Genomic DNA, 22,135 nt, shown 5'->3' with positions numbered 1-22,135 from the left:
TGAACGCTTCTCATCCTGTGGTTCGTGGGTGATGGCGGCTGGTGGTCGGGGGGCCGTAACGCGGCAGGGCTCCTGGTCGTTGCGGCTGGTGATCTCACTCGCCAACGTCTCGACACAGGAGCCCTGTTGGTCCCGTATCGTGCCATGCTCGACGTCCCCCACGAAGTCGTGGAGCACGTTTCCTGGCTCATCTACGCCCGAAGGCGTGAGCTGAACTCCCGCTGGCGGAAGCTGGGCTGCTTCCGCCAGGCCCTGCTGGTCCTGGTGCACCTGCGCAAGAACGAGACCCTGGCCCAGGCCGCAGCGGGGTTCGGCATCTCCACCGCCACCGCCGGCCGGTACGTGAGCGAAACGGTCGACCTCCTCGCCGAGCGCGCCCCGAGCCTGCACGAGGCCCTGCGCGAGCTGCCGCCGGAGGGGTTCGTCATCCTCGACGGCACTTTGATCACTACCAACCGCATCGCGGCGGACGAGCCGTACTACTCGCAGAAGCACCGCCGCCACGGGATGAACGTGCAGGTCATCGCCCGCCCGGACGGCACCCCGCTCTGGTTCTCCCGCGCGACACCGGGCCGCACGCACGACCTGACCGCAGCCCGCGCCCACGGTGTGATCCAAGCCTGCCTGTCCCGTCAGCTCCTCGTCCTGGCCGACCGCGCCTACCAGGGCGCCGGCGCGACCGTCCGCACCCCCTACTACGGTCATCGCGACCTGCCCGAGCACTACCAGCAGTACAACCGCGACCACGCCCGGCTGCGCGCCCCGGGCGAACGCGCCTTCGCCCGCCTCAAGCAATGGCGGATCCTCCGCAAGGCCCGGTGCAGCACCAACCGCATCGGTCGCACGGTCGCCGCCGTTCACGCCATCGAGATCGCCTGGCGCTCAGGATGAGAAGCGTTCACTGACGACCTGCTGCACATATGGGGCCATTACGACCGTCCGCTCATTGTCGGCCCTTCCGGTCCCTTCGAATTCTGCGCCGCCAACGCGGGAACCATGGGACTCGGAGGCGGCGCCTGGGTGGACAAGATCTCCACCGGGAACAACGACATCCAGATGAACGACGCCAACGGCGACACCATCAGGATCAGTCGCTGGAACATCGTGACCTACCCCAACCGGCCGCCGAACATCACATCCATTCAGATCTTCTGAGACACCGGCATGCTCAGCGGCGGCGCGCTCGGGATCGTCGCCTGACGCCGGACCGGCGCGGGGCGCACCCCGTACCGGAACGTCGGCGCGCAACCGCGGCCCGGGGCGCGCGGCCGGGGCATCGGCACCGCCGCGCAGCACCTCCTCGTCGACCACCTGTTCACGCACTCTCCCGTCGCCGAGCAACGATCCTCGGAGAAGGCCGGGTTCACCCGCGAAGGCGTGATGCGTGCCGTGGGTTCCGCGACAGGCAGTGGCGGGACGCGGTGATACGAGGAGACACCGCGCGGCCGGACACGGCCGAAGGGCCGGAGTCCGGCCGCGCGTGACCGCCTTCGCCCGGTCCTGTCGCCCGGGCGGGTTCTCGTCGTGCCTCAGGGCCGGGCGGCGCGTTGCCGGACGCGCGCGGTACGGACTCGTGCACCAACTGCGCGGTATCGAGGGCGTCAGGGCCACGGACGAGAGTCGGCCGGGTCCTGGCAACGATGACCAGGGACGCCGTGTTCCGGGCCCGGACCGCGACGGGCGCCGACGGCGCTCGCGGTCACCGGCCGGCGTGACGGAGCACTTCCGTACCGTCCATCCGAAGCGCTCGTACACGGACTCCGCGTACACGGCCGCGCACTCGTTCGCGCCCCCGCGCGACCCCCACCCTGGCCCGCATGAACCGAGCGACACCGCAGGCCGGAGAGGCCCTCGCCGCCTTCACGCAACTGCTGTCGTCCACGCGGCGCGGGGCCCGGCTGGCCCGGCTCCTGACCGTGACCGAGATGCTCTCCTGGGAGGTGCCGCAGGGCCTCGCCGAGCGCGCCGAACTCGTCGTCGCGGAGCTGGCCGCCAACGCCGTCCTCCACGGGCACGTGCCCGGCGCCGATGTCATCGTCGAGGCCACCCGGACCGGTTTCGAGCAGTTCGTCGAGATCCACGAGCGGCCCGAGGGCGCGTACTCGTACACCCTGCCGGTCAAGGCCAAGGGGCTGGAGGCCAGGGCCAACGACGACGGCTCCGTCACGTTCACCGACGCCAGGACGGGTGCCGCACGCGCGACCATGCCCGCCCCGGTGATGTGGGACGCCTCCGTCGACGAGATATCCGGCAAGCACACCCGCCGGGCCCGCGTCGATATGAAGGTCGTCACCAAGGGCAGCGGCCGCATCGACCTGGTCATCACCCCAAGCGCCGACTTCCTCGCCGACCCGAAGACCCAGTACCCGGTCACCGTCGACCCCTCCACCTCCGCCCTGTCCGCCACCTTCGACACCTACGTCCAGCAGGGCGAGACCGTCGACTGGTCCAACGACGTCGAACTCGACATGGGCAACCCGGGCACCACCAACCCCGACGGAACCTACCGCAGCGCCCGCTCCTTCATCACCTGGAACACCACACCGATCCAAGACGCGCTGGTCGTCGACACCAACCTGGCGCTCTACAACTTCCACTCCGGCAACACCGACTGCTCCGCCCAGGAATGGACGGTCTGGGACACCACCGCCTCCTCGACGTCCTCCCGTTGGACCAACCAGCCCACCTGGAAGCAGCAGTACCACTCCTCCACCCAGACCCGCGGCAACCCCGGCTGCACCGACAGCCAGCCCGACGGGTGGATCAACGCCGACGTCGACACCCTCGTCCAGACCTGGGCCTCCGCCCAGGCCACCCGCGGCCACATGGGCCTGCGCACCACCACCAACGACACCCGGGCCTGGAAGCGCGTCAACTCCGGCAACGCCACCTCCAACCAGCCCAAGCTGACGGTCACCTACAACTACCGTCCGCAGGACGGGACAGCCCAACAGGCCGGTCCGCCGTTCACCTCCTACAACGGCGTGTGGGGGGTCAACACCCTCACCCCGACGCTGAGGGACAAGTTCGAGGACGCGGACGGCGACACGGTCAGCGCCGCCTTCCAGGTCTATGACGCGGAGACCGACACGCCCATCACCACACCGGCCGGAGACGGCGTACTCGTCTCCGACTACGTCGCCCCAGGGGAATGGGCGACGGTGCGGGTCCCGGACGGCCAGCTGGTCGACGGCAAGATGTACAAGTTCCGCACCAACCCCTACGACGGAACGCACTACAACCTCGGCTGGTCGCCGTGGGCCACCTTCGCCGTGGAGACCGCGGCCGCCGGCACCCCCACCACCCTGCAGCCCGGCGACAGCTACACGATCAACGACCCGGAGCTGATCGACAACCCGGCACTGGTCGAGGAAACCCTGAACAGGGACGGCAACCTGGAGGCACTCGGCGTGCGTCCCCGCGGCGGCCCGTCCACCCAGGAATCCGTCGGAACAGCCGCCGTCTGGGAGCGCACCTATACCGTTCCCAGCACGAGATTCCCCCGAGGCCGTAAGCCAGAGAATTCAGGCTTCGACAAGTACGAGTACATCGCCGACGTCGACGAATGCGTCGACGCCGATGATTCGGACAACCAGTCCGGATGGATCAAGAATCGTTTCTCCTACTGCCAGGAGACCCTGACGGTGATGCCCGCCGTCAAGTGCGGGCTGTGGCCGCCCGGATGCTATCTGCAGGGATTCTTCATATCCCAGAACACGCTCATCGGGTACGGGAAGATAGGCGGCCTTGTCGCTAGCCCATACACCCGCTTCGTCGAATTCGACTTCAATGTGGACGTCTTCGTCTCCAGCGGGGACTTCAACAAGGCTGGCTCCAAGCTCGAAGTCAAGTTGGAGTGCGAAGGGAACTGGGCACCTGGAGTGCCGTCGGGAGCCAGGGACGAGGAAGCGTGCGAGACCGGACTCTCCTCCGGCCGGGACGACCATCCGAGCCAGTGGAAGGCCGACGGCGACACCAAGTTCGACCTGTGGTCGACTGCCCCGGAGGCCCCCGACGTCGCCCACGGCGATCAGGTCGCCACAGGACTGTTCACCCCGATCCTCGAGTTCACCGTCCCCGGGTATGACCAGATCATCCCCGCTGAAGGCGAGCAGGGGGAAGTACGCTTCGACAGTGCCGCCTACAACCGGCGCTCTCAACTGGGTTCCGTCTTCCCTGACGCCACACCCGCCCTCCGCTACGACAGGAGTGACACGAGCGATCCCAATGCTCCCGGAGAGGAATACTTCGGAGTGGCCGCGGTCGCGGAACACGTCGGAGACGCCCTCGAAGACCCGGGCAACACCTACCCGCCGAAGGCCGACAAGGAACTGCCCGGCGGAGAAGCCCTGCAGCCGATGCATCGCCTCGCAAAAGCGGCCGGGGCGGACGAGCTGAGCAGATACAACGCCAATCGCTACCGAGTCCGTTCCACCTGCGACGGGAGCGCCATGCCGGGCAAGCCCGGCCCGGACGACGACCTCCAGTGCGACGAGTTCCCCATGGCCTCCACGTATGAGGGCGCAGCACGCAGCGAATACGAAGGAGATCAGTACATCAACGCCTTCTCCGTGCGCTATGTCGACGCGGACGAGAACGAAGAAGCCGGGCGTCGCCTCAACGCCTGGTACGACAACGACCGGATCCTCAACCACGACCCCTTCATCATCGTGATCGGGAACTGAGCAGCCGGCCGGCTGACCAACCGGCCGGAATGTGTTTCCGGGAGTAGCAAAGCTGCGGGGCCGGCTCATCATGCCGGCTCCGCAGACTTGTCACTCCCCCTCGACGTCGGCGGGCACGCGCCAGATCTGCACAAGACAGTACTGATCCTTGCCGTTCAGTTCGTCCCTCTCCCCCGGAGGAATCGGCAAAGGGGCCGCCCCTCCCCGCAGCGGTGAAGTGAACACACCCCTGTCCCCGTGGAAAATCCACTGCCATCGCATTGTGTAAAGCCCGGGCGAAGGCAGGCTCAAGGGGACATCTGTCAGCCCGCCGTCTATGGTCTCGATGGCAAGGTCACCCCCGGGAAGTTCTACCTCCACCTCTTCCTGGCCGAACCACTGGGCATCATTTCGCGGAGGGGGGGCGGACCAGCTCTCCAGCCGAACGGCCACCTCGATAACCTGGGGTGGCACCCGCAGGTGAACCATGCCGGGCGCGGACAGCAGCCACTTCGAACGATCCGCCTCCGGCACATGTTCGTCGAGTGCTGTGTCCACCAGCCCAAACAGGCGGTAACCAGGGCTTACCACGGTCTCAAAGGCATCCAGTAGCCTACTCAACGGTGCTCTCACCTCGACAGTCGGTTCGCAAACGACAGGGAGTTTCCGGAAAGTGAATCACTTGTGTCTCTCCCGTCCAACGCGCCAGGGCTGCTTGAGCATTCTCGGCTGACGAGGCGTCCCCACCTCGCCCCGCACGCCCCGAGCAACACCGCATCCCGGACCACTCCCCCGCCGACGACGAGGTGCGTCCACGGCGGAACCGCCGCAGCGCCGTGAGGGGCGTCGGACACGTTCCCGCCCGGGCTGGTGGGCGGCTGCCCGCCCGCGGTGAGGAACCCGGTTGCGGGGCAGCCGGTTGTGGCTCAGCGGAGGGCTTGGGCAATGCGATGCCTGAGGCGTTCGTCGTGGAGGCTCTCCACCTCGCGCCAGGCGGCTGCACTGACCTCTTCTGTCTGCAGTTCGCCGATTCCGGCCGTGGTGCGGAAGAGGAAGCGGAAGTCGAAGTGCCGGTGGGCGGGCTCGCCCTTGGCGGGGTTGGCGTCGATGGGGTGGATGTCGATGTGGAGCGGAATCTCGCCGTGCGGGGTGACGACGTGGGGCGGGATGCCGGTCTCCTCGGTGAGTTCGCGGCCGGCGGCCTGCGGGAGCGTCTCGTCCGAGGGCTCGAGGTGGCCGCCGGGCAGAAGCCACTTCCGGGTCGCGTTGTGGAGGACGTGCAGGACACGGCCGTCGGGGCCGACGAGGATCGCGCCGGCCGTGGCGTGACCGGGCAGGGTCTTGCGGCTGGTGAGGTCGCCGCCGCCGTCGATCAGATCGAGGACGGCGCCGAGTTCGCGCTTGTCCCCGGGTGTTCTTCGAGGTAGGCGGCGATGGTGGTGCGGATGTGCTCTGCCGTGATGGCCAAGGTGATCACCTGTTGAAGTAGGAGAGCCAGGTCGCCGCGATGGCTTCGCGGTCGGATGCGGGGACCTCGTGGATGCCGGGAGTGAGGTCGCCGCGGGTGAGCATCCTGATCGCGGCGAGGATCTCGGCCTGGACCAGGAAGATGAACGGCCCGACGCTGGCGCCGTGGATGAAGTTGACGGCGTTGCCGCCGTTCGCCAGATAGAAGTAGTGGCCGGTTGTCTGGTAGCGGGTGACGTGGTCGCCGACCTGGGTGCGGGTGTAGACGTCGGGGAGTCCGGCGAGGTCGAGTTCGTCCTCGCTGGAGGTGACGGTGGCGACGTAGGCGCCGTTTCGCAGGTGGGAGAAGTCCTCGCCGCGCAGGGAGACGGCGCCGGTCGCGCAGAGCACCAGGCCGGCCCCGGTCAGGGCTGTCTCACGGTCGCGGGCGACGGTGAACCCCTGGGACAGTGCCTGGGTGCGGCGGACCGGGTCGATGTCGAAGACGGTGACCTGGACGCCCTTGGCGTGCAGAAGCCTGGCGATCGAGCTGCCGAGCTTGCCGAAGCCGATCACCAGTGCCGGGCGGCCGTGGAGGATGTCGCCCCGGTCCCGCATGACGGCCTCGGTGGAGAAGACCACGGACTGGCCGACGAGGAAGTCCTCGGGGTCCTTCAGTGGTGAGCGGGCCACGGAGATGACGGGGCAGGGGGTTTTGTCGAGGTCCTCGTAGCGGCGGTGCCCGTTCTCGGTGTCCTCGATCACCCCGGCGAGGCGGCCGGTGAAGCGGCTGTGGACCTCTGCGAGGCTCGGTGCGAAGTAGCCGCCGACGTCCAGCAGGCAGACCGTCTCGCCCGCGGCCCGGGACTCCAAGTAGTCCAGGGCGGTGCCCTGGTCCGTGAACAGGTCGCGGGTGAGGGTGTCGACCGGGATCGTCCGCTCGACCTCGCGTTTCGCGGCCGGGTGGACGGACTTCGGCTTGGGCAGCACCGCTGCCGGCCGGGTCATCGCGGCGACGGCGCGGACGAACGAGGGACGCTCGGGCAACAGATGGGTGATCAGGAACGACGCGGTCTGCTCGCCCGGCGCGAACCGGGCGGTGATCCGGGCGAAGTAGGCGTCCAGCCGGGCGCGTTCGAAGGTCTCCATGGCGGTTCCCTCTCATCCTTGTCCGTCCAGGGCCGTGCGGGAAGAACCGGGTTCAACGGGTACGGGCGTCCAGGTAGCGGCCGGCCGGCTGCGGGCGAGGTGTACGGGCGGGATCCTCCTTCACTGCTGCCGAAGGGAGCCCGGTCTCCGCCCGGCGACTTCAACGACCGTACGGAGAAAGTGAGTTGCACCTCAAAGAAATTGCGGGGAATTGCGGAATGTCACCCGAGCGAGCCGATCGCCGCGTTGACCAGGGCGCGGGCGGCGCCGCCGTGGACGGCCATCTTCATCAGCTCCCCGAACGCCTTGCGGTAGTCGGCGAGTTCGCTGGGCCGCACCACGTTGATCTCGGCTGTGAGGGTTTCCACGACACTGCGTGTGCCGTCATGGAGGTAGAACGCCTCCAGCGGCCACATGGTCCGGCGTGCGCCGAAAGGTATGACGCCCAAGGAGACGGAAGGAAGCGGCATCACGGTCAGCAGATGCCTCAGTTGTCCGGCCATCGTCTCGGTGTCGCCGACCCGGTAGCGCAGGACGGACTCCTCCATGAGCACGACGAACCGGTGCCCGCCCTCGTACAGGAACCGACTCCGGGCGACGCGGGCCGCGACGGCCTCGGAGACGTCGTCGGGAGTGCCCTGGAAGTCGGTGATGGCCTGCATCAGGGCCGTGGCGTAGGCGGGGGTCTGGAAGAAACCGGGCACGACGTTGGAGACGTAGGCGCGGGTGACGCCGGTCTGCGCGTAGAGATCGTAGAAGTCCTCCTGGGTCCTGCGCATGCCGGTCCGGTGGCTCCTGCGCCACTCGACGTACATCGAGTCGACGGTGCGGGCCGTGGCGATCAGGTCCTCGGCCTGGTCGACGGCGTCGCAGGCGGCGCACCAGGCGCGGATGTCCACGTCGGTGGGCTGGACCTCGCCCTTCTGGATGCGGGTGGTCTTCGCGGGGTGCCAGCCGCACCGGGCGGACAGTTCCTTCCCGGTGAGGCCGGCGTCCTTGCGGAGGTGCGTCAGGCGGACGGCAAGCGCCTCGCGGGCCGCCTGGGCGCTGGAGGAGGGGGAAGCGGGCATCGGTGCGCGTAATGCTCAGACGGTGTACTTCTCGTGGTCGACGGCACGCTCCCACACGGCCTCGAAAGCGTCGGAGCAGAGCTTGACCACGGCGGGATCCTCACTGAACTCCTTGGGCGGAACCGCCCAGTCCCCGTCTCCCGTGAAGATGTTGAACTGCACCAGGCGGTCGTCGAACAGCCAGAAGTCGGCTCCGGGCAGGGCGATGTCCACGGCCCGCCGGCGGGGCAGCCAGCGCACCAGCTCACCCGCCCCGATGTTCAGCGGGGTGGCGGCGTGCTCCCACCGGATGTAGTCCGTCACGGGCTCGGAGACGATCCGGGCCCGGCGCATCACCACACCACGGCCGACGGCCTCCCGCACCAGGCCCAGCCACTGGGGCCACCACCGCGCCGTCGGGTCCAGGTCGACGTGGCCGGTGCGCTTGAAATGCTCGAACTCCTCAACCTCGTCACCGACGCCGTACGCATCGCGCATCTCCAGGTGCACCGCGCTGCGGCACGTACCGGACAGCAGCTCAGCGAAGCTCGGCACGCCGCTCCGCGACATCACACGCCTCCCTCGGAATCGGCACCATGCGGGCGGGGACGCGGATCACCGTCTCATGGGCGGGGATTCCCACCAAGACCTCACGTGCCTGACTGCCCGCCCCTGCGGACCGGACGTGTCCGGCCGCCCGCGTCACGGGCCCCGTCCAAGCCACGCCCGCCCCGCGCCGCACCACTTCGGGCGGTGGGTGCGTTCGACGCCAAGTCCCCTGCTGATGAAGGGTTTTGGCAGTGCGAAGATATGAGTTGATCTAGCTCGGGCCGCGTGAAAGTGTTCTCGGGCCCCGCATCCCACACGTCTCCACAGACAGGAACTTTGTCATGCGCACTCTCGGACTTGCCGGTAAGTCGTGCCTCACCGTCGCTCTGGCCGCCTCGGCCACGCTGCTGATGCCGGTCACACCGGCCGCCGCCGCGGACTGGGACCGGAGCTGCTACAACATCTCCACCCCCTACAAGGGCATCAGTGAGGTCATCGGCACCGCCAGCAAGACCAGCAGCGGCTGCTCGGACGCCACGGTCTCCCTCCTGCGCCACCGCTGGTACGGCTGGGAGGAGCTGGACTGGACCCCGCTGGAGAGCGGCTCCAGCATGGCGTGGTGGAACTGCACGGGTTCCGGCACCTACACCTACAAGACGGTCGTGGGCGTCGACTACAACCTCGCCTCCTACGAGAGCGCCGAGCGCCGCATAACCTGCTGAGGACGGGCAGCGGGGCCCGGCGGCCGGGCCCCGCCGGTGCCGTCCGTCCGCCGTGCCCCATGCCCGGACCGCGACGGACGCCGACGGCGCTCGCGGTCACCGGCCGGCGTGACGGAGCACTTCCGTACCGTCCACCCGAAGCGCTCGTACACGGACTCCGCGTACACGGCCGCGCACTCGTTCGCGCCCCCGCGCGACCCCCACCCTGGCCCGCATGAACCGAGCGACACCGCAGGCCGGAGAGGCCCTCGCCGCCTTCACACAGCTTCTGTCGTCCACGCGGCGCGGGGCCCGTCTGGCCCGGCTCCTGACCGTGACCGAGATGCTCTCCTGGGAGGTGCCGCAGGATCTCGCCGAGCGCGCCGAACTCGTCGTCGCGGAACTGGCCGCCAACGCCGTCCTCCACGGGCACGTGCCCGGCCGCTGCTTCCGCCTGGCGCTCACCTACGACCGGACGGCCGGCCGCCTGACCGTCGAGGTGACCGACGCACGCGGGGAGTGCGAGCCGCGCGTCCCCGCGCCGGACGCCGGACCGGACGCCGGGCCGGATGACGGGCCGGACGCCGAGGCCGAGCCGCTCCGCACCGGCGGGCACGGCCTCACCCTCGTCACCGCCCTCGCCGACCACTGGGACTGTGTCCCCCACCCGCCCGGCGGCAAGACCGTCCGCGCGGTCCTCACCACCCCGGCCACCGAGGGGTGAGGCGCGGTGCGGCGGCAGCCGCGTCGGCCTGGGCGGTGCGGGGCAGCTCGGAGAAGGCTTCCTCCCAGACCTCGCGGACGTGCGGGCTGACCAGGCGGCGCAGAACGGGCCACTGCTCGGCGAGCAGCCGGTGGTGGAGGAACCTCTCCAGGTCCTCGCGCAAGCCCTCGGCGAGGACGGTCCGGTAGAGCGTCATGCGGGACTTCGGGCGGTCCAGGCTGTAGCTCGTGCGTCCGGACCAGGCGATGTGGAGCGGCAGGTCGACGGTCCCCTCGACGGGGCCTACCGGCTCCCGCAGGCGCTGCGGGAGCCGGCTGCGGTAGCGGTCCCGCAGCACCTCGGCACACGCGGCGGCGGTCGTCGGCTCCACGCGCCCAGTATCGCCGGTGGCGGCCGGAGGGCCGGGAGCGTCAGCCGTCCACAGGACGGAAACGGTGGGAAAGGGCCGGCGCACTACACTGGCCGCCAGACCGGAACACAACCCAAGGAGACACAGGACCGTGACGGCCATCGTCGAGGAGTTCAGGTGGCGCGGGCTGCTCGCCCAGTCCACCGACGAGGACGCATTGCGCAAGGCTCTGGCGAACGGCCCCGTCACGTTCTATTGCGGCTTCGACCCGACCGCGCCCAGCCTGCACGTCGGGCACCTGGTGCAGGTGCTCACCGTCCGCCGGCTCCAGCAGGCCGGGCACCGGCCGCTGGCGCTCGTGGGCGGTGCGACCGGCCACATCGGCGACCCCCGGCCGACCGCCGAGCGCACCCTGAACGACTCCGAGACCATCGCCGGGTGGGTGGCCCGGCTGCGCGCGCAGATCGAGCCGTACCTCTCCTTCGAGGGCGACAACGCGGCGGTCATGGTCAACAACATGGACTGGATCTCGGGCCTGTCCGTGATCGGCTTCCTGCGGGACGTCGGCAAGCACTTCCGGGTGAACAAGATGCTCACCAAGGAGTCGGTCGCCCAGCGTCTGGCCTCCGACCAGGGCATCTCCTACACGGAGTTCAGCTACCAGCTGCTTCAGGCCCTGGACTTCCTGGAGCTGTACCGGCGCTACGGCTGCACCCTCCAGACCGGCGGCAGCGACCAGTGGGGCAACCTCACGGCCGGCCTGGACCTGATCCACCGCCTGGAGCCGCACGCCGAGGTGCACGCGCTGGCGACGCCGCTGATGACGAAGGCGGACGGCACCAAGTTCGGCAAGACGGAGACGGGCACGCTCTGGCTGGACCCGGAGATGACCACGCCGTACGCGTTCTACCAGTTCTGGCTGAACACCGACGACCGGGACATCTCGCGGTACATGCGCATCCTCTCCTTCCGCTCCCGCGAGGAGCTGGAGGAGCTGGAGCGGATGACCGAGGAGCGGCCGCAGGCCCGTGCCGCGCAGCGCGCCCTGGCCGAGGAGCTGACCACGCTGGTGCACGGCGCCGACCAGTGCGCGGCCGTGGTCGCCGCGTCGAAGGCGCTGTTCGGTCAGGGCGATCTCGCCGGGCTGGACGAGGCGACGCTGGCCGCCGCGGTCTCCGAGCTCCCGCACGCCAAGGTGAGCGAGCTGGGCCAGATCACCGACCTGTTCGCGCAGGTCGGCCTGGTGGCGAGCAAGTCGGCCGCCCGCCGCACCGTGAAGGAGGGCGGCGCCTACGTGAACAACGTGAAGGTGACCGCCGAGGACGCCGTCGCCACGGCCGACCAGCTGCTGCACGGGCGCTGGCTGGTGCTGCGGCGCGGCAAGAAGAACCTGGCGGCCGTCGAGGTCACCGGAGCCTGACACGGCCTGACACGGCCTGAGAACGCGGCGGCCCGGGGCGACTGCCCCGGGCCGCCGCGTTCGCGCGTCCGGCTCTCCGGGGGCGGCGGGGCCGGGGGGTTCGCCGAGCATCGTGCGCTGGGCGTCGGTGCCGCCGGGTCGTCTCCGGCGGGTGGCCGGGCGACCGGTCCGCTGTGCCGTTTCCGCGCCGTTTCCGCGCTATCTCCGTGGGGTCACCGGGGGCGGCTGTCACCGCCGGGGTCTCCCCGGCGGGGTGGCCGGCCGGCCGCGTTCCTTCCCGCGGTCCGGGGGCGCCGCGGGGTCCTCGGCGCGTCCTCCCAGGTGAACGAGGCCAGACCGGCCGGTGTGCCGTCGGTTTCCGCGCCGGTTTCCGCGCCGGCGCCCCACCGGCGGAGGACCAGGTTCCCTCCGAGGGCGAGCCCGCCGAGCAGCAGGCCGGTCAGGCACAGCATCGCGACGCCGAGGACCGCGATACCCGCCAGGCCGTATCCGGCCAGGGTCGCCGCGATGTCGATCGGGTTCAGACAGCCACACGCCAGCATGTCGGTGTTATGCCTTCCGGTGTCGGTGTTGCCACTTCCCGTGTCCGGACAGCGGCCGAACGGTGCCCGCTCCGCGACTTCGCGGCAAGAAGGAGATCCCCGGTCTCCCGGTGCTCGCCGTGTGCCGGCCGGACAGTCCGCCGGAGGCCGCGGAGTTCGCCACCGCCGGTGAGGCGGACCTCGCCGGGCCGGACCGCCCGTACATCGCCGACCCCCGTCCGGTCCGCCGCGCCCGGGAGGGGCACGGCCACGGCGTCCGTTCCCGCTCGCCTGCGACCAGGGTGTGCCGGACGGCCGGAGGCGGACCTGCCGGTCGCATACGTCGTCAACCCCGGCGGCGGTCGGCGCCCGGGCGGGCCTGGCCCGCTCCAGCGTCTACCAGTACTTCGACTCCTCGGCGGCCCTGCTGGCGACCATCACCGAGGAGGCCTTCCGGCGGTCGAACGAGGCGCTCACCGGCGCCATGGCCGCGGCGAGCGGCCCGGTCGAGCGCGTCGAGGCGTTCTTCCGGGAGAGCCTGCGCCTGGGCGCCGAGGGCGCGCACCGGCCGGCCGCCGCCCTCATGAGCGCCGGTCTGCCTCCCGCCTGCCAGGAGCGGCTGATGGAACTCCACCTGGAGCAGGTCGAACCGTTCCGCGCCGCCGTCCGGGAGATCGGCGCCCCCGACCCCGAGCTGACCGCCGACCTGATCGCCGGGATGCTGCACACGGCCCTGGCCGCCGTGGAGCGCGGCGCCCCGCTGGACTCCGTGACCGACCGCACCCTGGCACTGGTACGCCGCTGCCTGTCCCCGGCCCCGGCGGGCGGCGCGGAAAGCGGTCGGCGCGAGGACGACCGGGCCTGAGCCGGCCCTGCCGGGGAGAGGTCCGCGAGCAGGACGGCGGGGCCGAAGGCGTGGACCTCCGTACCGACAGCACCGGGGCGCAAGTGCGACGGTCCGGATCCGGCCATGCGCTCAGCCAGCGCTTTACGCACCCTTGACCTTCCCGATCACGTTACATAAGTTGCCTGCTGCTGCAGGAGAGTTGCCGATTCACGCGATCAAGTCCGCGTATTGAAGCCTGCCTGCGTCCTGTTCCGACCAAGAAGGTGAGGAACTCTTGGTGAGTGGAAGATTCAGGACCCTAGCAATCGCCGCAGCAGCCGGCGCTCTGGTCGCTTCAACTCCTGCCCACGCGGTGCCGGGAGACCTCGGTCCCGGTACCGCGCCCCCATCGCCCAGCGGCATCACCCAACGTGCCGAAGCGGACCCGTCGAAACAGAGCGCTCGGGGCAACAGCGACTCTGCCGCCAGTCAGGTCGCCGACGCCATCGGACGCCTGGGCAAGACCACGAAGTACAGCGACGAGTTCTCCGGTATACGCGTCGAACCGGCTGGGAACAAGGTCATCCTCTATGCGACCGATCCGTCAGAAGGCCGTCGTATGTCGGGCCAGGGGAAGGCAGCAACGGCCAAGGTCCGCAACGAGGCAGGCGAAGTAGTCGTTGAGGTCCGGAAAAGCAAGTACTCCCGTGCCGACATGAGGGCCGCCAGCGCCAAGATATGGGAGGCGGAAAAGAAGCAGCGTACAGGTGGATCCGAGATCCACTCGATCGTCCTCCGTAGCGACGGTTCCGGGCTTGAGGTCCGCACCGACGACCCTGCCCGAGCCGCGGCGGATCGACCGCGGACGGCACCGGTTTCCGCCGACGACATCGACTACGTGAAGGGGCAGCCGGTCCACAACGTAAGTCGCGAGAACCCGTCCGCGCCCTACCCGGGCGGAATTCCCATTCGATGGGACTGGTATGCCAGCGGGTACACCTGCACCGCCGCGTTCGGCGTCCGTGGATCGTCCGGTGACGAGTACCTTCTCACCGCCGAACACTGCTATGACGTGGGCGACGGCATCGAGGACATGAACGGCGACAACATCGGCAGCGTCGAGCGTGAGAACAACATCACCGACAGCGCCCTGATCAGCCTCAACAGTCAGGCGGGCGTGTGGGTGAACGACGACTACGTCTTCGACGTGAGGACCACCGCCCTCTCCTGGGACGGGGAGTACGTGTGCCAGAGCGGCTACACGAGCTACCCGAACCGCTGCACGATCCAGGTCGTCAACGAGCTGGTCGAGTGGGCCGACGACTCAGGAAAGACACGTCAAGGCGTAGAGGCCCGGCAGTGCGCCGGATGCAACGCCGTCGCTCACGGCGACAGCGGCGGACCGGTTTGGTCGACTCACTCTCAGGGCGGCCTGGTCGCTCGCGGTATCGTGAGCGCCGCCACACGCCGGTGGAAGAGGGTGTCTCCTATGAGTACCTGCTCTTCACCGAGGTGATCCCCGCAGCGGATCTGCTCGGCGTCTCGGTCCAGACCTCTTCCTAACACTCGGCGGGCCCGCGGACCGCGGGCCCGCCGGCAGGAGCCTCAGCATGCGCAAAGCTTCCGCGCTGATCGGCGCGCTCGCCGCACTCGGGTCGCTCGCCGTGCCGTGGGTGCACTACGGGGACACCGACTTCCACGTGTACAGCGCCCCCGCCTCACTGGTTTACGTCTGCAGTGCCGCCCTGCTGTGTGCGTGCGTGTTCTTCGGGACGCGCACAGCCCAGGCGATCGGAATCGGCGCCGCGCTCACTGCGGTCGGATTCGCGGTGTACTTCATGCTCGACCACGAGAACGCCTCCGCGTTCTTCGACGGACCCGTACCCGCCGTCGCTCCGCGCCTGGGGGTGGGCCCCTTCCTCGCCCTCCTGGGTGCGGTATCAGCTCTTCCGGCGCTGCTGCGCCGAAAGCCCGAACCTGCCGCCTCGCGCTAGATCTCGCGTGGTTTCGTTCGCGCCGACCTCCCTCGAACAACGGTTACCGACCGCGCTGTTCCGGCACGGGGTGTCTTCACGCCTCCGGGGGTGGAGGAGTCCGGTTTCCAGCCCGTCCGCGCGGTCCGGCCGTCGGCACGCAGGAGTGGCGGACGCCCATCCGTCCTGCGGTGGAGAGCTCTCCGGCTCGGGGAGCACGGCATGGTTCCCACCCCGGCGCCCCACCCGGCGGCCAAGCGCCGGTTCCGTCCGGAAGGGCCGGGAGGCGGAGCCCGTCCGCCTGCTGGAAGCCCTCGACTCCCTTGTCGACGAACCCGGCTTCGCCGTCGGACCCTCCTGTCCGATGAAGCCGGGGGTGTAGCGCGACGGCGGCCGGGCCGGACGGGCGGGGAGTGCCTGCGGCTGTACCGGCACAGCCTGGGGCCTCTCGCGCGAGCCGGAAGAGCTGCTATCGGCCCTGCCGGACCACCGGCCCGCTCGCGGCGGGGGGTGGGCGGCGCCGGCGTGCGGGCCGGGGTCATCCCCGGCCGCCGGCCGGGTCCGGCTCCTCCTCGTCGTCCTCGTCGTCCTCGTCGTCCTCGTCGTCCTCGTCGTTCTCGTCGTTCTCGTCGAAGGGGTCGTCGAAGGGGTCGGCGAAGATCGACGGCAGCGTCTCCTCGACCGGGTTGCCGACCTCGTCCTCGGTGAGGAGGATCCGGCGGAGCATGTTCAGCGGGTACAGATAGCTCTCCGGATCACCGGGGGCGCCGACGCAGGGGTGGTCGAGCGCGGAGGTCTCCCCGGCCGCACCGAAGAACGGCTCGAGCTCCCCGCTGACGATGTCGGGGATGTACTTCCACACCATCTCCCGGTGGCGGCGGAACACCTCCCCCACGTACCAGATCGCGCCCTGGACGAAGGGCGTCATGCGCAGGTCGGTGAGCTCCTCCATGCTGTTCGCGGTTTCCCTGACCAGATCGTCCAGGGTCCCCAGGGAGGCCGGGGTGAAGTCCAGCGCGTCCGCGAAGGAGGTCTGCGCGGCCCACCACTCGTGGGCGTCCCGGCGCTCAGCGATCCACCTGAGCAGGTCGGGGTGCCGGGTCGGGTCGTACGTCTCGTCGGATCCGGTCATGCGGCCGACGGTAGCGGACACCGTCGGCACCACCGCTCCAGCGCCGCCAAGCCGATACCCGAATCGCCCAACAAACCTTTGGATGCGGGGTGTTGGGGACCCCTAGTGTGTGGGCCGACAGGCGGCGAGAAGCTGACACGGGGGCCCCTACCAGCCGCCCGCCCACATCACCCGAAGTCCCGTGGCCCCCCATGATCAGGGACACGCATGAGGACACAGATACCCATCCGTACCCGGCTCCGGCGACGCCTGGCCTCCTGCCTCGCGATCGCCTCGGCGGCCGGGATGGTGCTCGTCGGCCTCCCCGGCGCCGCGAACGCGGCGCCCGGCGACTACGCCAAGGTCACCTCCGGTGGACGGTGCGACAAGATGCACCTCGGCAAGACCTTCCCGCGCACCCCGGACAACTCCGGAGCCCCCACCGGCCGGCACCACTGGACCAGGAGCGGTCCGGACGAGGAGTACTACTTCAACCTCGAGTTCAAGGGCTTCGAGGACGTTCCCGCACCCACCCGCGCCGATCTGAACAGCGTCGGCAACACCGACGCCGACGTCAGGAAGTGGGACGCCGCCTACCGGGCGTCGAAGGACCCCGAGGACATGAAGCGCGCCATCTGGGCCCGCTACGCCCGGTACATCCAGGGCAAACCGTCCCCGAAGGCGTTCGGGAAGTGGGTGCCGCAGAACCTGATCGGCGCCCAGCACTCCCGGGAGAAGGGCGGCGTCTTCGAGCGGAAGACCGTCCAGGACTTCAACCTCGTCGGCCCGGACTGGCTGTGCGAGGTGAAGGTCGAGATCTTCGACAAGGACGGCAGGAAGATCGCCTCCCGGCGTTACGACGCCTACAACCGGCGCACCGGCGACCTGGGCGAGTTCAAGGCCGACGGCAAGCGGAAACCCGACCAGTTCAGGAACGACAAGATCATCCTTCGCCACAAGGACGCGAAGCACGACTTCACGAAGTCGAAGTTCACCATGTACGCCGGGGAGAAGCCCAACAAGACCACCCTCAGAGAGTACAAGGCGGAGAACAACAGGCTCCGCGGCGAACGAGGGGCGAACAACAACCCGATCCGGATCGCGGAGCGGCGGGCGACGGCGAAGGGCTTGTGGCCGCAGACGAAGTACACCAAGACCTACCCGGTGTTCAATCCGCGGCCGAACACCGGCACCCAGGGCCCGGTCGGCTCCATCGCCTACGGCTCCGGGAAGAACCCGGCACAGGCGAAGCAGATCCAGAACCAGCACAACCAGATGAACACCCGCGGCGCCCTCGGCCGCGGTCCCGGCGGCGTCGACTTCTCCACCCTGGAACTCCAGTACGTCGGCAACCCCGTCAAGGGCAAGGCGCTGGACTACAGCATGAAGGCCGACTTCACGCCCGACGAGGACGACAACCCCGGCTGGGGCGGGCAGGCGAAACTCGAGCTGGCCTCGGACGCCCTGTTCACATGGCTGGCCCTCACCCCCGACAGACAGTGGGTGAACCTGAACCCGGACCAGCCGGACAAGATCATGGACGAGGGGTTCGGGAAGACCGACGCCGGACGCGTCCTCCTCGAAGCCGACATGGAGATGAAGCGGGACTTCTCCCGCGCCATGGACCCCGGGAAGTCCCCCGGCAAGGAGTTCATGAACGCCGCGCCCAAGGTCGACGGGGTGCCCTGCTGGGGGCCCGGCCGCAACTGGATCGTCCCCGGCCGGGCGAAGGTCCGCGAGCAGGACGGCGGCATCTACATCCTCGACGCCCCGCTCAAGGTCAACCACGCGGCGATGGACTTCGACACCCCCGTGCACGGCGAGGACTGCTCGAAGAACCTCACCGAGGCGGAGAAGGAGCGCAGCCACCAGCTGATCACCCGCCATCTCGTTCCGCACGTCGAGAAGCAGATCAACACCGAGAAGAAGTACGCCGACCTGCGCCGCGTCTACAAGTCCCGGGTTGCCGCCGAGTGGATCAGGCAGCAGGACGCCGAGAAGGCCACCGACTTCCGGCCCATCATCGACAGCAACGACCTCAAGCGGTGGCCGCTGCGCGGCGAGAACGCCGACTGGGACAAGCGCACCGTGTGGCAGGAGATGGTGAAGTCCTTCACCGAGGGCGAGTTCACGTACGAGTGGCCCCTCGGCGACGGACGCGTCTACACCTTCTTCGTGGGCGGCGTCGACTTCTCCGAGGCCCCCAAGCGCAACATCGACTCCGCGGAATTCCGGCTCCGGCACCAGCACCTTCCCCGGACCACGAAGGACAGCGTGCGGGCGCAGACCTCCGCGCGGGATGCCGATGTGACGTTCCTCGGCGGGAGCGGGGCCGCGAGGACCGACGACGGCAAGCCCGACCCCACCCCCACGCCGACGCCCACGCCCACGCCCACGGACACGGGGAAGCCGGCGCCGACCGATGCCCCGTCGACCCCGGCGCCGGATCCCACCACCCCGGGTCCCGGTGACACCGGCAAGCCCGCCCAGCCCCCGGCGAAGGACCCTGACGGCAACCTCGCCGACACCGGATCGGACACCCCGGCCGGTCTGATCGGCGCCATCGCCGCCGCAGCCGTCGCGGCGGGCGGAGCGCTGACGTGGTGGATGCGCCGCCGCAGGGCGAACGCCGCCACCGGCTGAGGCCGGCCCGCAGCCGCAGCCGCAGCCGCAGCCGCAGCCTCACGAAGGGGCCCCTCCCCACCGCTCGTGCCGGGGAGGGGCCCCTCATATGCTCATATCCACCGCTGCCCGGTCGGTTGTCCTCTCCGGTGGTGACGTGGTCCAGGTTTCCCGCCGCGGCCGGCAGATGGCCGGACCGGTGAACCCGCGGGCCATAGGCACCCTCGCCGGGGTCGGCCGACTCCCGCAGGCGCCCCGGCAGCCGGTTGCGGCAGCGGTCCCGCAGCACCTCTCCACGCAGGGCGGCGGCGTCGGCTCCCCAGGCTCAGTAGCGCCGGTGACGGGAGACCGCAGGGCCGCCCGGGCAGTGCCCCGACGCAGACCGCCGGGATGACGCGCGCGGCTTACCTCGCTGTGCCGCAGGCGTCATCCCGACGGCCCGTTCAACGCCGATGGCGCCAGATCTGCCGCAGCCGCAGGACCTCCATCGCCCGGTGGGTATCAAGCCCCTCGTTGGAGACGGGCTTCCGACCGAGGCCGAGGCGCACCTGTCGGTAGAGCCGGTGCGGCGAGACGTCGGAAGTGTTGACCAGCGTGGACAGCAGCGGCTCGTCAGCCGGTGTGTCCCGGTCCACCGCGACGAACAGCGCGGTCTGGTCGTCGGGATGCAGGGGCGGCAGCTGCCCACCCGCCCTGCGGCGGAGGTCTCCCCAGTTCAGGGGGGTGGCGTCGGCTCGGGCCAGTTCCTGGAGGATGCCGCGGACCATGACGGCCAGCTTGCCGATCCTCTCGGCCGGAAGCCGGCCCTCCTGCGGCGGCTGAGCGGGACGGCGCGTTTCCGGGAGTGTGTTCCGCGAGGCGGCCGCCGTCCGGGCAGAGCGCTCGGAGGCCCTGCGGTCCTCCAGCACGCACTGCCACCGCTCGACCTGCTTGGCCTCCGCGGCGGACAGCGGCTGGGCGAGCTGAGCCCGATGACTTTCGATCTCGTCGAGCAGCCGCTGCATCTCCTGGGTGGGCCCGGTCTTGTGAATCCGGCCCAGCTCGCCCATCAGGCGGCGAACCTTCCTGAGACGCGGGTCCTTCTTGCCCGGTTTCGGCCCGGGGGCTATGGCCTTTTTCGATTCGGCGACAGCGGTACGCCGTTCCTTCTTGGGGGAGGTGACGGTGATCGGACGGCCGATCAGGCGGCCGAGGTCGCCCAGGACCCGGTAGCCGGCCGTCAGCCAGTCACGCAGATCCTGTCTGCGACGGCGGACCTCCTCGTACCTGCGGAGATGTGTCTCCCCTTGCCGGATCGCCTGTGACAGGCGCTGAGCACGTATCGTCCCTCCTTTCTCCCTGGCTCGGATCTCCACGGCCTGCTCCAGCTTTTCCCGGATCTCCTCACGTCTGCGGTGCGCCTGGCGCAGGTCGCTCTCGGAGGGCTCCTGCTCCTTGACGGCCGGCCGGTTCGCACCGGACAGCGGAGAGGCCGGCGTGCGCGCCGGCAAGCCCCCGTACGCCTCGTGCGTCTTCCTGATCTCGGCCGCCGCCCACTGCTGCAGGGCGAACTCCGAGGCCGGCTCGGCGGCCCCGAGCCGGCTCAGCAGCTGGCCCAGATACGGAAGGGGCCTTCCCAGGTGGGTGACGATCAGGACGCTCAGCATCGGGCGGTCGGGCACCCGCGACTCGTCCACCTTGACCAGCAGTTCCAGGCGCTTGGGGTTCGGCAGGTCGAAGACCCACCTGCCGAGCCGCTCGGTCAGCTCGCTCCATGTGACCGTGGCGCCTTTCGCCGCGGCCTCTTCCAGTACTTTCCGCAGCGCGCGGACCGTCTGCCCCGAGGCGGCTTCCGGCTTTTCCGGCTCGCCGGGGGCGGGAGCCGCGAGCGGGGGCCGCTCGCAGATGTCGGAGGCACGGGGCGCCGGGGCGTGCTTCTCGTCCAGGGCGACGCTGGGGCGCCACAGGCCGGTGCGTTCCGCGTCCAGGCCGTTGAGCGGTATGAGACCGTCGGCGTGGACCGCCCACAGGGAACCGGCTCCCTCGACTGCGTCCGTGACCAGCAGTCGGACTGGGCCCGCGAATCGGTAGACGTACTGCTCCGTGGGAGTCGGCACCGTATCGGGCAGGGACAGATGAGCCCGGACGATGCGGCTTCCCGCCGGTTTGACGAAGCCGGGGACCAGGTAGCGGCCGGTGGTAGCGAGCGGTGATGAGGTCAGGGGTGCCGCCTGGGGGTCCACCGCGAACACGACCTTCTTACCGGAGATGGGCATGCTGCCGGGAAGCGGATCCTGGTCGATGCCGCCGTCCCGGACCGTGCCCTTGGACCGCAGTTGCTCAAGTGCGGGCGTGACCAGGCCACTGGCGGTCATCCGGCACTCCTCCAGAGGCTCCCAGACCGTCCTCCTTCCATCGGCCACGGTGCCGATGAGCGCACGGCGGTCGTTGTCCTCGGTCTCGCACCGCACACACAGCGCGTATCCCCGACGCGCCACCATGTCACGCGTGAGCGCGTCCTCCTCCCGGCCGAAGACCCACTCGATGCGGCTCTCCCTCGCACTCAGGCTTTCCGCCACCTTGAGCCAGCCCGGATAACTCTCCGGGTGGAGCTCGAAGCGGAGATGCGTCTGCGTGCGGCGCAGCCGGAACTCCACGGCGTCGCCGTGGCAGTGCCCGTGGCTGCGCAGCTCGCCCTGGGCCGCGTACCCCTGTGCCGCCAGCCAGCGGGTGACATGGTCCTTGATGAACAGGTGGTCGGCGCTGTCAGCGCTGTGGGTGGTTCGGTGGCATTCCCCGCGGCCGGGGTTCGGTTCGTGGGCGAAGTGACAGACCCTCGTCACACACCGCATGGCTCGCAGCGGTTCCCCGCAGCCGCCCAGAAGCGTGCCGCACCAGAAGTCCCTCCTTCCGAACCGCCGGAGGAACTCGTCCAGGTTGTGCGGCTGTTCCGGGAGGATCACGGGCTGGTCCGAGTCAGGGCCTCCGATGACCGCGGTCTGGATGAGACGGGTGTCGATCTGTCTCAACTTCCGATCCTCCGGTGGACGCA

At 69.7% G+C, this 22,135-nt stretch carries 19 protein-coding genes; 10 read left to right on the top strand and 9 right to left on the bottom strand.

The window, feature by feature from the left end:
* The first annotated feature begins 144 nt into the window (after nt 1-144).
* The 3 genes from CUT83_RS14165 to CUT83_RS31525 all read left to right on the top strand — a co-directional run bounded on the left by CUT83_RS14165 (nt 145) and on the right by CUT83_RS31525 (nt 4,685).
* On the top strand, nt 145-891 hold the full coding sequence (locus CUT83_RS14165; RefSeq protein ID WP_101254054.1) for a transposase family protein: 747 nt from the start codon (nt 145-147) through the stop codon (nt 889-891).
* Between the two features lie 18 nt (nt 892-909).
* Nucleotides 910-1,155 (top strand): beta/gamma crystallin domain-containing protein, encoded by a 246-nt coding sequence (locus CUT83_RS14160; protein WP_338154112.1) that lies wholly within the window; start codon nt 910-912, stop codon nt 1,153-1,155.
* 662 nt (nt 1,156-1,817) lie between these two features.
* Entirely contained in the window at nt 1,818-4,685 is a 2,868-nt protein-coding gene (locus tag CUT83_RS31525; RefSeq protein WP_101256190.1) for a DNRLRE domain-containing protein, read from the top strand.
* A gap of 90 nt (nt 4,686-4,775) precedes the next feature.
* Here CUT83_RS31525 and CUT83_RS14145 read toward each other — a convergent pair whose 3' ends face one another.
* The 5 genes from CUT83_RS14145 to CUT83_RS14125 all read right to left on the bottom strand — a co-directional run bounded on the left by CUT83_RS14145 (nt 4,776) and on the right by CUT83_RS14125 (nt 8,878).
* Entirely contained in the window at nt 4,776-5,222 is a 447-nt protein-coding gene (locus CUT83_RS14145; RefSeq protein ID WP_240957651.1) for a hypothetical protein, read from the bottom strand.
* A gap of 368 nt (nt 5,223-5,590) precedes the next feature.
* Nucleotides 5,591-5,947, bottom strand: coding sequence for an NUDIX hydrolase (locus CUT83_RS14140; protein WP_338154111.1), 357 nt, complete (start codon nt 5,945-5,947; stop codon nt 5,591-5,593).
* Between the two features lie 190 nt (nt 5,948-6,137).
* Nucleotides 6,138-7,259, bottom strand: a complete 1,122-nt coding sequence (locus CUT83_RS14135; RefSeq protein WP_101256188.1) for an adenosylhomocysteinase — start codon at nt 7,257-7,259, stop codon at nt 6,138-6,140.
* Between the two features lie 221 nt (nt 7,260-7,480).
* Nucleotides 7,481-8,329, bottom strand: coding sequence for a helix-turn-helix domain-containing protein (locus tag CUT83_RS14130; protein WP_093850305.1), 849 nt, complete (start codon nt 8,327-8,329; stop codon nt 7,481-7,483).
* A gap of 15 nt (nt 8,330-8,344) precedes the next feature.
* Nucleotides 8,345-8,878, bottom strand: coding sequence for a DUF6879 family protein (locus CUT83_RS14125; RefSeq protein ID WP_093850304.1), 534 nt, complete (start codon nt 8,876-8,878; stop codon nt 8,345-8,347).
* Nucleotides 8,879-9,198: 320 nt separating this feature from the next.
* Between CUT83_RS14125 and CUT83_RS14115 the strand changes: the two genes are divergently transcribed.
* Nucleotides 9,199-9,579 carry a hypothetical protein gene (locus CUT83_RS14115; protein WP_240957654.1) on the top strand — a complete coding sequence of 127 codons (381 nt, stop codon included), beginning with the start codon at nt 9,199-9,201 and terminating at the stop codon, nt 9,577-9,579.
* 214 nt (nt 9,580-9,793) lie between these two features.
* The gene (locus tag CUT83_RS14110) at nt 9,794-10,282 is read left to right on the top strand and encodes an ATP-binding protein (RefSeq protein ID WP_101256186.1); all 489 of its coding nucleotides are present in this window, start codon (nt 9,794-9,796) and stop codon (nt 10,280-10,282) included.
* Here the strand turns inward: CUT83_RS14110 and CUT83_RS14105 are convergent.
* Nucleotides 10,257-10,652, bottom strand: a complete 396-nt coding sequence (locus tag CUT83_RS14105) for a hypothetical protein (RefSeq protein ID WP_101256185.1) — start codon at nt 10,650-10,652, stop codon at nt 10,257-10,259. The genes CUT83_RS14110 and CUT83_RS14105 overlap by 26 nt on opposite strands.
* A gap of 130 nt (nt 10,653-10,782) precedes the next feature.
* Between CUT83_RS14105 and tyrS the strand changes: the two genes are divergently transcribed.
* Nucleotides 10,783-12,051 (top strand): tyrosine--tRNA ligase, encoded by a 1,269-nt coding sequence (tyrS, locus tag CUT83_RS14100; protein ID WP_101256184.1) that lies wholly within the window; start codon nt 10,783-10,785, stop codon nt 12,049-12,051.
* 212 nt (nt 12,052-12,263) lie between these two features.
* On the opposite strand, the gene CUT83_RS14095 is transcribed toward tyrS, so the two are convergent.
* Entirely contained in the window at nt 12,264-12,593 is a 330-nt protein-coding gene (locus CUT83_RS14095; RefSeq protein ID WP_101256183.1) for a hypothetical protein, read from the bottom strand.
* 283 nt (nt 12,594-12,876) lie between these two features.
* Between CUT83_RS14095 and CUT83_RS14090 the strand changes: the two genes are divergently transcribed.
* From CUT83_RS14090 to CUT83_RS14080, 3 genes are all read left to right on the top strand, one after another.
* Complete coding sequence (locus CUT83_RS14090) at nt 12,877-13,437, top strand: TetR/AcrR family transcriptional regulator (RefSeq protein ID WP_240957655.1); 561 nt, start codon at nt 12,877-12,879, stop codon at nt 13,435-13,437.
* A gap of 259 nt (nt 13,438-13,696) precedes the next feature.
* The gene (locus CUT83_RS14085) at nt 13,697-14,914 is read left to right on the top strand and encodes a S1 family peptidase (protein WP_143688555.1); all 1,218 of its coding nucleotides are present in this window, start codon (nt 13,697-13,699) and stop codon (nt 14,912-14,914) included.
* Nucleotides 14,915-15,008: 94 nt separating this feature from the next.
* Nucleotides 15,009-15,392, top strand: coding sequence for a hypothetical protein (locus CUT83_RS14080; RefSeq protein ID WP_101256181.1), 384 nt, complete (start codon nt 15,009-15,011; stop codon nt 15,390-15,392).
* Nucleotides 15,393-15,909: 517 nt separating this feature from the next.
* On the opposite strand, the gene CUT83_RS14075 is transcribed toward CUT83_RS14080, so the two are convergent.
* The gene (locus tag CUT83_RS14075) at nt 15,910-16,503 is read right to left on the bottom strand and encodes a hypothetical protein (RefSeq protein WP_101256198.1); all 594 of its coding nucleotides are present in this window, start codon (nt 16,501-16,503) and stop codon (nt 15,910-15,912) included.
* A 207-nt stretch (nt 16,504-16,710) separates the two neighbouring features.
* Between CUT83_RS14075 and CUT83_RS30480 the strand changes: the two genes are divergently transcribed.
* Nucleotides 16,711-19,125 carry a hypothetical protein gene (locus CUT83_RS30480; protein WP_101256180.1) on the top strand — a complete coding sequence of 805 codons (2,415 nt, stop codon included), beginning with the start codon at nt 16,711-16,713 and terminating at the stop codon, nt 19,123-19,125.
* A gap of 422 nt (nt 19,126-19,547) precedes the next feature.
* Here CUT83_RS30480 and CUT83_RS14065 read toward each other — a convergent pair whose 3' ends face one another.
* Nucleotides 19,548-22,112, bottom strand: a complete 2,565-nt coding sequence (locus CUT83_RS14065; protein ID WP_101256179.1) for a hypothetical protein — start codon at nt 22,110-22,112, stop codon at nt 19,548-19,550.
* Nucleotides 22,113-22,135: the final 23 nt, after the last annotated feature.

Origin of the sequence: Streptomyces barkulensis (assembly GCF_002843305.1) — a bacterium.
Lineage (GTDB): Bacteria > Actinomycetota > Actinomycetes > Streptomycetales > Streptomycetaceae > Streptomyces > Streptomyces barkulensis.
The sequence above is the reverse complement of the archived record's forward strand: the minus strand, read 5'-3'. Positions and strand labels throughout refer to the sequence as shown.